Here is an 8,887-nt window from a genome sequence, read left to right as displayed (position 1 = left end):
GGCAATGAAATACTTTAATCCCAGGTCAATACCTACTACTTGCCCAGTCGGTTGCGTTTCAATCAGGACATTTACGTCAATTGCGAATTGAGCGTAATACCCGTCAGCACGACGGACTAGGCGAATACGTTTAATCTGCTTAATGTCATAGTAATTAAGGTCGTAGGTTCCCTTTAATTTAAGATTACCAATCCCTTTCTTATCTGAGAAAGTTATTGATTTCCGGTTCTCCGAAAGCTTCCATCCAGATGACTTATATTCAACCGAGCGGCAGTTCTTCTTAAACCTCGGAAATCCTTTTTTCCCTTTAACTTTCTTCTTGCAGTTATCGTAAAAACGAGCTATTGCGCTCCAAGTCCTTTCCGCCGCAGATTGTCTAGCCATTGAGTTTAATTCATCGGCAAAGGGAAACTCAGCAGCTAATACTGCACAATATTTATTCAATGCGTACTTATCTACTTTTACTTTTGAATCTTTATTGCCCATCCAGTAGCGCAAACACTTATTTTGAATGAATTGGCTAGTACGAATGGCTTCGTCTATGGACTGATATTGCGACTCCTTCCCTTTGACTTTAAACTCGTAAACAATCATGGTTATCGACCAACTGACCACATACTTATGTTAACATAAAAAGCATAAATCCGTCCTAGAAGGACGGGGTTTTAAACCCAAAATTTTCGATAAACGCAATAGAATCGAAGGGAGCGATCGGCGATCGCTCTCCTTTTTTGTGCCCAAACAACAGGAAACCACCGAAGGCTCTTCGGTGGTTCAAAAGGAGAGTCATAACCATTACATCTTCAAAGACTCTACAGCTCATTTAAAAACCGTAGAATCAAAACCGATCTATTTTGCGCCGACTAACTCATGAGCAGCAGGTTGCTTGTCCCAATTCACCCAATCTTGCGCTTTCAGGAAAGTATTATAAAGTTCCTCTTCCCGACTACCAGCTTCTGGACTATAGCAATATTCCCAACGCACCAGAGGAGGTAAAGACATTAAAATGGACTCAGTACGGCCATTGGTTTGTAAACCAAAGATCGTTCCCCGGTCATAAACCAGGTTAAACTCAACATAGCGTCCGCGACGATAGAGTTGGAAATTGCGCTCGCGATCGCCATATTCCGTATTTTGTCTGCGTTCAATGATGGGAAGATAGGCAGACAAGAAAGAATTACCACAACTTTGCACAAAGCCAAAGATCTCCTCCCAAGTATGGGACGTTTGCCCCACATTTTGGCTATATTGTGCCGCTTCCCCTTCCGGATTCGGGCCTCTATATAACTGTCCCCGACCATCTTGGTAATCAAAGAAAATACCACCAATACCCCTAGCTTCTTGACGATGCTTGAGATAGAAATATTCATCACACCAGCGTTTAAAAGTGGGATAATATTCCGGATGATGCTCATCGCAAGCATCCTTAATGGTTTGATGGAAGTGAATCGCATCTTCCGTAAACGGATAGTAGGGCGTTAAATCGACTCCACCCCCAAACCACCAAACCGGGCCCGCTTCAAAGTAGCGATAATTCAGGTGAACCGTCGGCACATAGGGGTTACGGGGATGCAAAACCATCGAGGTTCCCGTAGCGAAGAAAGGATGACCTGTGGCTTCGGGACGTTGGGTCAGGATCGAGGGGGGTAATCCTTCTCCCCAAACTTCGGAAAAGTTAACGCCCCCTTGCTCAAAAACTCGGCCATCTCGGATCACTCTGGAACGACCACCACCTCCTTCGGCCCTTTCCCACTGGTCTTGCTTAAATTTAGCTTGACCATCAATGTCTTCTAGTCCTTGACAGATTTGCTCTTGTAAACCCATGACCCAGGTTTTAAACCGTTCGCGAGAATCTGCTGGAGGTAGGTTGGAAGCTTCGGAATGACTCATAGTAACTTCTAGGAACGTCGTAGACTCTATTGGTTTTCTTTTCGATTTGAACTCTAATCACTCTATAGTGATTAAACTCCAATTGCCGATTTTTTTTCAAAACTTAATACTTCGGGGAGTAAACCCGATTCCTCGATCTAGATCTCAGGTTGACTAGCCTTACATTTGTAGAGTTTTGCATACAAGCAAGAAGAACTGTAAAGCAATGTAAATATTTCATGAGAATTAGCGATCGATTCTTATCTTCGTTATAGACTGATGTATCGATAAATAGATTTTGTACCCGATTATGGTTAAAACCCTCTCGCAACCGACGATCGAAGAACTCAAGCCCGGTGTAAAAGCTCCGGTAAAGGAAACCCTACTCACTCCTCGCTTTTACACAACTGATTTTGAAGCCGTAGCCTCGATGGATATTTCCAGCCAAGAAGCGGAACTTCGGGCCATGGTTACAGAAATGAAAGCGGACTACAACCGCCATCACTTTGTTCGGAATGAGAGCTTTAACCAATCTTGGGAGCATCTCGATGAAAAAACCCGCGCTACGTTTGTAGATTTCCTAGAGCGCTCTTGTACCTCAGAATTCTCTGGATTCTTGCTCTTCAAGGAACTCTCCCGTAAGCTCAAAGACAGAAACCCCCTCTTATCAGAAATCTTTAGTCTGATGGCACGAGATGAAGCCCGTCATGCTGGCTTTTTGAACAAAGCCATGAGTGATTTTAAGATCTCTCTGGATCTGGGTTATCTGACCAAAAACCGCACCTATACTTTCTTTAAGCCAGAGTGGATCATCTATGCGGTCTATCTGTCTGAGAAAATTGGCTATTGGCGCTACATCACCGTCTACCGTCATTTAGAGACGCATCCCGAATATCAGTTTTATCCCCTATTCCAGTTCTTCGAGAGCTGGTGTCAGGATGAAAACCGCCATGGAGATATTTTTACTGCTTTGTTGCGATCGCAGCGCTCCATGTGGGATAGCTGGACTGGACGACTCTGGGCCCGCTTTTTCCTCCTCACTGTCTTTGTTACCCATTCTCTCACCGTAGACGAGAGAAGCGATTTTTATGAAATGATTGGTTTAGATGCCAGAGAGTATGACCAAACTGTGGTTTGCAATACCAATACCACTGCCGGTCGCGCTTTCCCCGTGATGTTAAATGTGGATCATCCGGAATTTTTCCCACGGGTTTATCGCTGCTCAGATCGCAATCGGTCGATGGCAGCCATTAATGAGAGCAAAGCGCCTAAAATCGTCAAATTCTTCCGCAAACTGCCCTTAATGGCTGGTATTGGCTGGGATATGCTACGTTTATATCTGATTAAACCCATTGATGCCGAAGCCATCCGGGAGACCGTGCGTTAAACTCTAGAAACTGGGTTTCTAAGCAGGTTGGGTGGGCAAAAGCACTCACCCAACCAGGGGAGTTTTTGTTGGCGATCGAAACTGATATGAAAGACAAACTTTTAAACGGCCTCAACACCGTTTTAACCCTTAACTTATTTTTCGTTTTATTCAGCTTTGGGTGGTTTGCGATCGCCCTTTTGGGTCGTTCTTTGGAGATTCCCCTAGGCTTCGATCTCTGGTATAGATTGTGGGAGCCGGTGTTTACTCCGGCGATCGGGATTTTGATGGCTGGATCGATCGCCAGTGGGGTAATCAGTTGGATTAATCGCCGATTGAATCCGGAATCGAAATCTTAACCGATGGTTGGTAAAGTCTATTTAGTCGGCGCAGGATTAGGCAGTCTGGATACCCTCACCCTACGCGCTTATCATCTCCTGAAACAGGCCGATGTGATTATCTATGATGCGCTGGTGGATGCTCGTCTCTTTTCCGAAGTGCGATCGCATTGTCTATTGCTGGACATGGGGAAACGGGGGGGACAACCGAGTGCGTCGCAAAGTAGCATTAATCAAGCCCTGATCTATTACTGTCAACAGGGGAACCAAGTGGTACGTCTCAAAAGTGGTGACCCCCTGGTTTTTGGTCGTAGTAGTTCGGAACTTGAGGCGCTATTGAGTCAAAATTGCGCTGTAGAAATTGTTCCGGGACTTTCTTCTGCGATCGCTGCGCCGACTTTAGCAGGTATTCCCTTAACCGATCCGATCTTAAGTTCGGGGTTTACTGTGGTTACAGCGCACGATCCGAGTCTTTTAAATTGGTCGGTTTTGGCGCAGATGGAAACCCTGGTCATGCTGATGGGAACCCGTCAACTTGCGGAGATTATCCGTCAACTTTGTAGCTATGGCAAGGAGGCGGAGACGGCGATCGCCATTATCCGTTGGGCCGGATTTCCCGAACAACAGATCTGGCAAGGCAGATTAGGCAACATTCTGGAACTCACCTCAGATCAAAAGCTGTCCCCAGCCGTGATTATTATAGGAAAAGTCGTGAATGAGCGGCTCCAAACTGTTGATTTTCCCTGTCCTATGCCCCTATCCCAGCACACCATTTTAGTTACCCGTTCGGCGGGTCAATCCAGTGAATTTACACAACTGTTGCAACAACAGGGAGCTAGAGTGATTGAAATGCCCGCTCTAGAGATTGTAGCGCCTTCGAGTTGGGAATTGTTGGATCGGGCGATCGCCACTTTATCCACCTTTGACTGGCTCATCCTCACCTCCAGCAACGCCGTTGACTACTTCTTTCAAAGGCTCCAACACCATCACCTCGACAGTCGCGCCCTTGCCGGCCTTAAAATTGCCGTAGTCGGCAAAAAAACCGCCGCCAGTTTACGCCAACAGGGACTCGAACCCGATTATATTCCCCCCAACTTCATCGCTGATGCCCTGGTTGAGCATTTCCCCGAACCCTTATCCGGTAAAAGCCTGCTCTTTCCCCGTGTGGAAACCGGAGGTCGAGAAGTCCTGGTTAACCAATGTACCACCCAAGGCGCAAGTGTCACGGAAGTTGCCACCTATCAATCCCAATGTCCCCAAACCATTCCCCCAGAAGCCTTAAACGCGCTGCAAAACGGACAAATTACGGTGATTACCTTTGCCAGTTCCAAAACCGTTAAAAACACGGTTCAAATGCTGCAACAAGGGGGGGAAATTGCCCTAAACTCTGTCTGTATCGCTTCCATCGGCCCCCAAACCTCCAAAACCTGTGAAGAACTCCTAGGGCGCGTCGATGTTGAAGCAAAAGAATATACTTTAGACGGACTGACGGAGGCGATCGTACAATGGGCAAAAAATCATTAACCATTCAATCTCTGTAGGGGCGGGTTATACCCAAATCTAGGACACCCACAAATCAATAATCTAAACCCGCCCCCATCCCACGACTCGCTTGAACTTGAGCTATCATTTAAGCAGTAGGTTTAGACAACTCTATTAGAAAAAAAGATGGTTTCACTCTCTGAACAATCTGTAAAAATCATTCGTACTGAACGGGGACTAACCATTTCCGGAACTCGTATTACTCTGTACGATATCATCGATCATCTTAAAGCTCAATATCCTCAGAAATTCATCCGTGACTCATTTAACCTCACCAATAAACAAATTGATGCAGCCCTTACCTATATTGAAAAGCATCAAGCAGAAGTAGAAGTTGAGTATCAAGAAATATTGAAAACAGCAGAAGAAACGCGACAATATTGGGAAGAGTACAATCGCGAACGCTTTGCTAAAATTGCTGCTTCTTCACCAAAAAAGGGACATGAGTTAGTGCGAGTAAAGCTTGAAGAGAATAAAAAGTTGCGAGCATCAAGGCAGTGTAGAAATTGTGATCGATCTTGACGATTACATGGGTGCAGGTCGTTTATTTATTCCCTAAATAGCAAAGAGTTATACTGTTTAATAAAAGATGAAATTACCTGAAGTGTTACTCAATGATATTCATAAGGCAGTCGATCGCATCGCACAAGCTCGTTCTGAAACTTCTGGCGATCGCAGCTTACTGGTTGCCATTAGCGGTATTGACGGGTCAGGGAAAGGCGTGGTCAGTCATGAACTTTTCAATGTTTTGAACAGCCGGAACTTCAACGTTGCCTTAATTGGACTCGATGCTTGGCATCATCAACAAAACATTCGCTTTAATCCAGATAATCTACCTGAACATTTCTACAATCATGCCTTTCGTTGGCAAGAACTCTTTGATTCATTGATTCTCCCTCTAAAGGCAAATAAATCCATTTACTTACAAGCCCAATCTCTGGATCTAAAAACTGATGAATTGTACGATGAAACCTATGATTTTCAAGAGATAGATATTATCTTGTTTGAAGGGATTTTTATTTTGAAGAAACCCTGGATTAATGAATACGATCTGAAAATTTGGGTCGATTGTAGTTTTGAGACTGCCTTAAACCGAGCCTTATCGAGAGGGCAAGAAGGTTTAGGAGAAGAGGAAACGATTCGCGATTTTCAAAACATCTATTTTCCGGCTCAGAAGATTCATTTTGAGCGAGATAATCCGACAGCATCGGCTTCATTGATTATCAATAATGATATCCAAGAGTAACTTCACAATGCTACTGTGATTACAATAGAAGCGCGATGAAAACAGCGTAAGGTAAATTCTGATGGTACAGGCTCCTTCCCCACCTAAACCACTTCTACTCCAATTACCCGACCAGCTACTGCTCCACGTGACACGGGAACAGTTTGTTGCATTGGTTAGCGCCAATCGCGACCTCAGACTTGAACGCACTGCTAGAGGAGAACTGATTGTGAATCCACCCACAGGTGGCGAAACCGGTAAACGAAATGCAAAAATCGGCACTCAGCTTGGTATTTGGTGGGAAGCGAATCAGAATTTAGGGGAATACTTTGACTCATCGACTGGATATGAGTTGCCCAATGGAGCCAACCGATCGCCGGATGCGTCTTTTGTCAGGCAAGATAAATGGGAAGCTCTGACCCCCGAACAGAGGGAAGGCTTTATTCCCCTCTGTCCTGACTTTGTTGTGGAACTGCGCTCTAAGACAGATACCCTTAAAGATCTGAGGACTAAGATGCAGGAATACATCGATAATGGCACTCAGTTGGGATGGCTGATCGATCCGAAGAATAAGCGAGTGGAAATTTATCGGGCGGGTCAAGTGATGGAAGTATTGGAAAATCCGAGCGCTTTATCGGGAGAAGAGGTTTTGCCCTCCTTTACGCTTTCAATGAAACGCATTTGGTCTTAGGGTATGGAGATCGCAAAAACCAGCCAGTTGTTCTGGAGTGATGCCTAGGCGATCGTACAGTAGGCGATCGCTAACTTTTGTATCCATATACTCCTGCCCTTTGCATTGAACTCGATTGTAGCAGCAAGACGAGCGTCAATGTGACACACTAGAGGATAACTATTCTTCAAAAACCCTATCACCACAAGCGACTCTATGACTCTTGTAATTCAAGCGCCGATCGCCAATGACCTATCCGCTAGAGCTTACCATGCCACCAAAAATCGGTTTGATGAAAGCTGGGAAGTAATGCTATCGAGTCTCCTGGGATGGGGACGCGCAGCAGGTGCAGACTTTATCGAATTCTTCCTAGAGCGGATCAACTATATCAGTTGCATGGGCGAAGAGGATACGATTACCAGCATTTCCCCGCGCTTGTCTACGGGTGCAGGGGTGCGGGTATTTCGCGGTAAAGCAGACTGTTATGTGAGTACCAATGACTTGTCTTTTACGGGACTCAAAGCCGCTCTAGAAAAAGGATTACTCATTCTTGGCTTTAACTTGCCTTCTGCCAACTCCTACATTCCCGAAGTCAACCTCGAACCCCTGCGCGACTATGCCACAACTAAGGGGAAAGAACTGTGGTTAGACCACTGTAGCTCCATGCAAGAGATGGGAGATATTCTATTACAAGCGAGCGATCGCCTCAAACAAAAAGCCTCCCACATCCAATCTCGCCGCGCCGTCTACTTCCGCGACTGGCAAGAAGTCCTCGTGGCTGCCAGTGATGGTACATTTGCCCGCGATATTCGCCTCACCCAGTCCGTTGGCTGTAGCCTCCTGTGCGCCGATGGCAGCCATCGCACCTCCATCGGGCAACGGCTCGGCAGCACCAGCCAGCCTAGTTTTTTACGCAACTGGGACAGTGATAATACGACGGCTGATTTAGCCGAAGCTGCCGGTAAAATGCTCTATGCCGACTATGTAGAATCAGGAAACTATCCGATTGTCATGGCCAATAAATTTGGCGGTGTAATTTTCCATGAAGCTTGCGGTCACCTGTTAGAAACGACCCAAATCGAGCGCAAAACCACCCCCTTTATCGACAAGAAAGGAGAAAAAATTGCCCATGAAAATCTAACCGCTTGGGATGAAGGACGCTCAGAAGGTGAGTTTGGAACCATTGATATGGATGATGAGGGAATGCCCACCCAGAAAACCCTTTTAATTGAAAATGGCATCCTGAAAAACTTCATTTCCGATCGCGCCGGTTCCATGCGGACGGGGCATCCAAGAACCGGTAGCGGTCGCCGTCAGGGATACACCTACGCCGCCGCTTCCCGGATGCGGAATACCTACATTGCTCCCGGCGCTTATTCCTTAGATGACCTGTTTTCCTCCATTGATAAGGGCATTTATTGTAAGAAAATGGGCGGCGGTAGCGTCGGCCCAACCGGTGAATTTAACTTTGCGGTGGATGAAGCCTATCTGATTGAAAATGGGAAAGTCACCAAACCTTTGAAAGGGGCAACTTTAATCGGAGAAGCCAAGGAAATTATGCATAAAATTTCCATGAGTTCCCAAGATTTAGGCTTGGCAGCAGGCTTCTGTGGTTCCGTCAGTGGCAGCGTTTATGTTACCGTCGGCCAACCCCATATTAAGGTAGATTCTATCACCGTAGGGGGGCGATCGTAGTAATTTGGAGTGCGAGCATCCTGCTCGCTATTGAACTCAAATCCTGCTCGCTTGTCATCTCTAGCGAGCAAGATGCTCGCACTCCCTAAACCCTTATCTCTAGCGAGCAAGATGCTCGCACTCCCTAAACCCTTATCTCTAGCGAGCAAGATGCTCGCACTCCCTCGAACCATAGCGGTGGA

At 46.1% G+C, this 8,887-nt stretch carries 10 protein-coding genes; 7 read left to right on the top strand and 3 right to left on the bottom strand.

Annotation, left to right across the window (positions count from 1 at the left end; translation table 11 throughout):
• The 3 genes from PMG71_RS18185 to hemF all read right to left on the bottom strand — a co-directional run.
• Positions 1-594: RNA-guided endonuclease InsQ/TnpB family protein (locus PMG71_RS18185; RefSeq protein ID WP_283755134.1), on the bottom strand; the 594-nt coding region annotated here is incomplete at its 3' end.
• Positions 595-649: 55 nt separating this feature from the next.
• Positions 650-790, bottom strand: a complete 141-nt coding sequence (locus tag PMG71_RS18180) for a hypothetical protein (RefSeq protein WP_283755133.1) — start codon at positions 788-790, stop codon at positions 650-652.
• Positions 791-849: 59 nt separating this feature from the next.
• Positions 850-1,890 carry an oxygen-dependent coproporphyrinogen oxidase gene (hemF, locus tag PMG71_RS18175; protein ID WP_283755132.1) on the bottom strand — a complete coding sequence of 347 codons (1,041 nt, stop codon included), beginning with the start codon at positions 1,888-1,890 and terminating at the stop codon, positions 850-852.
• A gap of 289 nt (positions 1,891-2,179) precedes the next feature.
• Here hemF and acsF point away from each other — a divergent pair, with 289 nt between their 5' ends.
• The 7 genes from acsF (at position 2,180) to PMG71_RS18140 (ending at position 8,705) form a co-directional block, all read left to right on the top strand.
• Positions 2,180-3,256, top strand: coding sequence for a magnesium-protoporphyrin IX monomethyl ester (oxidative) cyclase (acsF, locus tag PMG71_RS18170; RefSeq protein ID WP_283755131.1), 1,077 nt, complete (start codon positions 2,180-2,182; stop codon positions 3,254-3,256).
• 86 nt (positions 3,257-3,342) lie between these two features.
• Positions 3,343-3,594: a hypothetical protein gene (locus PMG71_RS18165; protein WP_283755130.1), complete on the top strand. Its 252-nt coding sequence runs from the start codon at positions 3,343-3,345 to the stop codon at positions 3,592-3,594.
• Between the two features lie 3 nt (positions 3,595-3,597).
• Positions 3,598-5,097: a uroporphyrinogen-III C-methyltransferase gene (cobA, locus tag PMG71_RS18160; protein ID WP_283755129.1), complete on the top strand. Its 1,500-nt coding sequence runs from the start codon at positions 3,598-3,600 to the stop codon at positions 5,095-5,097.
• Between the two features lie 144 nt (positions 5,098-5,241).
• A complete protein-coding gene (locus PMG71_RS18155; protein ID WP_283755128.1) occupies positions 5,242-5,637 on the top strand; it encodes a DUF433 domain-containing protein in 396 nt (131 codons plus the stop codon).
• A gap of 67 nt (positions 5,638-5,704) precedes the next feature.
• The gene (locus tag PMG71_RS18150) at positions 5,705-6,361 is read left to right on the top strand and encodes a nucleoside/nucleotide kinase family protein (protein ID WP_283755127.1); all 657 of its coding nucleotides are present in this window, start codon (positions 5,705-5,707) and stop codon (positions 6,359-6,361) included.
• Positions 6,362-6,422: 61 nt separating this feature from the next.
• Complete coding sequence (locus tag PMG71_RS18145; RefSeq protein WP_283755126.1) at positions 6,423-7,031, top strand: Uma2 family endonuclease; 609 nt, start codon at positions 6,423-6,425, stop codon at positions 7,029-7,031.
• Between the two features lie 195 nt (positions 7,032-7,226).
• Positions 7,227-8,705 carry a TldD/PmbA family protein gene (locus PMG71_RS18140; RefSeq protein WP_283755125.1) on the top strand — a complete coding sequence of 493 codons (1,479 nt, stop codon included), beginning with the start codon at positions 7,227-7,229 and terminating at the stop codon, positions 8,703-8,705.
• Positions 8,706-8,887 lie beyond the last annotated feature (182 nt).

The sequence above is a fragment of the Roseofilum acuticapitatum BLCC-M154 genome (genome assembly GCF_030068475.1).
Classification (GTDB): Bacteria; Cyanobacteriota; Cyanobacteriia; order Cyanobacteriales; family Desertifilaceae; genus Roseofilum; species Roseofilum acuticapitatum.
Note: the sequence above shows the minus strand (reverse complement) of the source record. Positions and strands in the feature narration are given on the sequence as shown.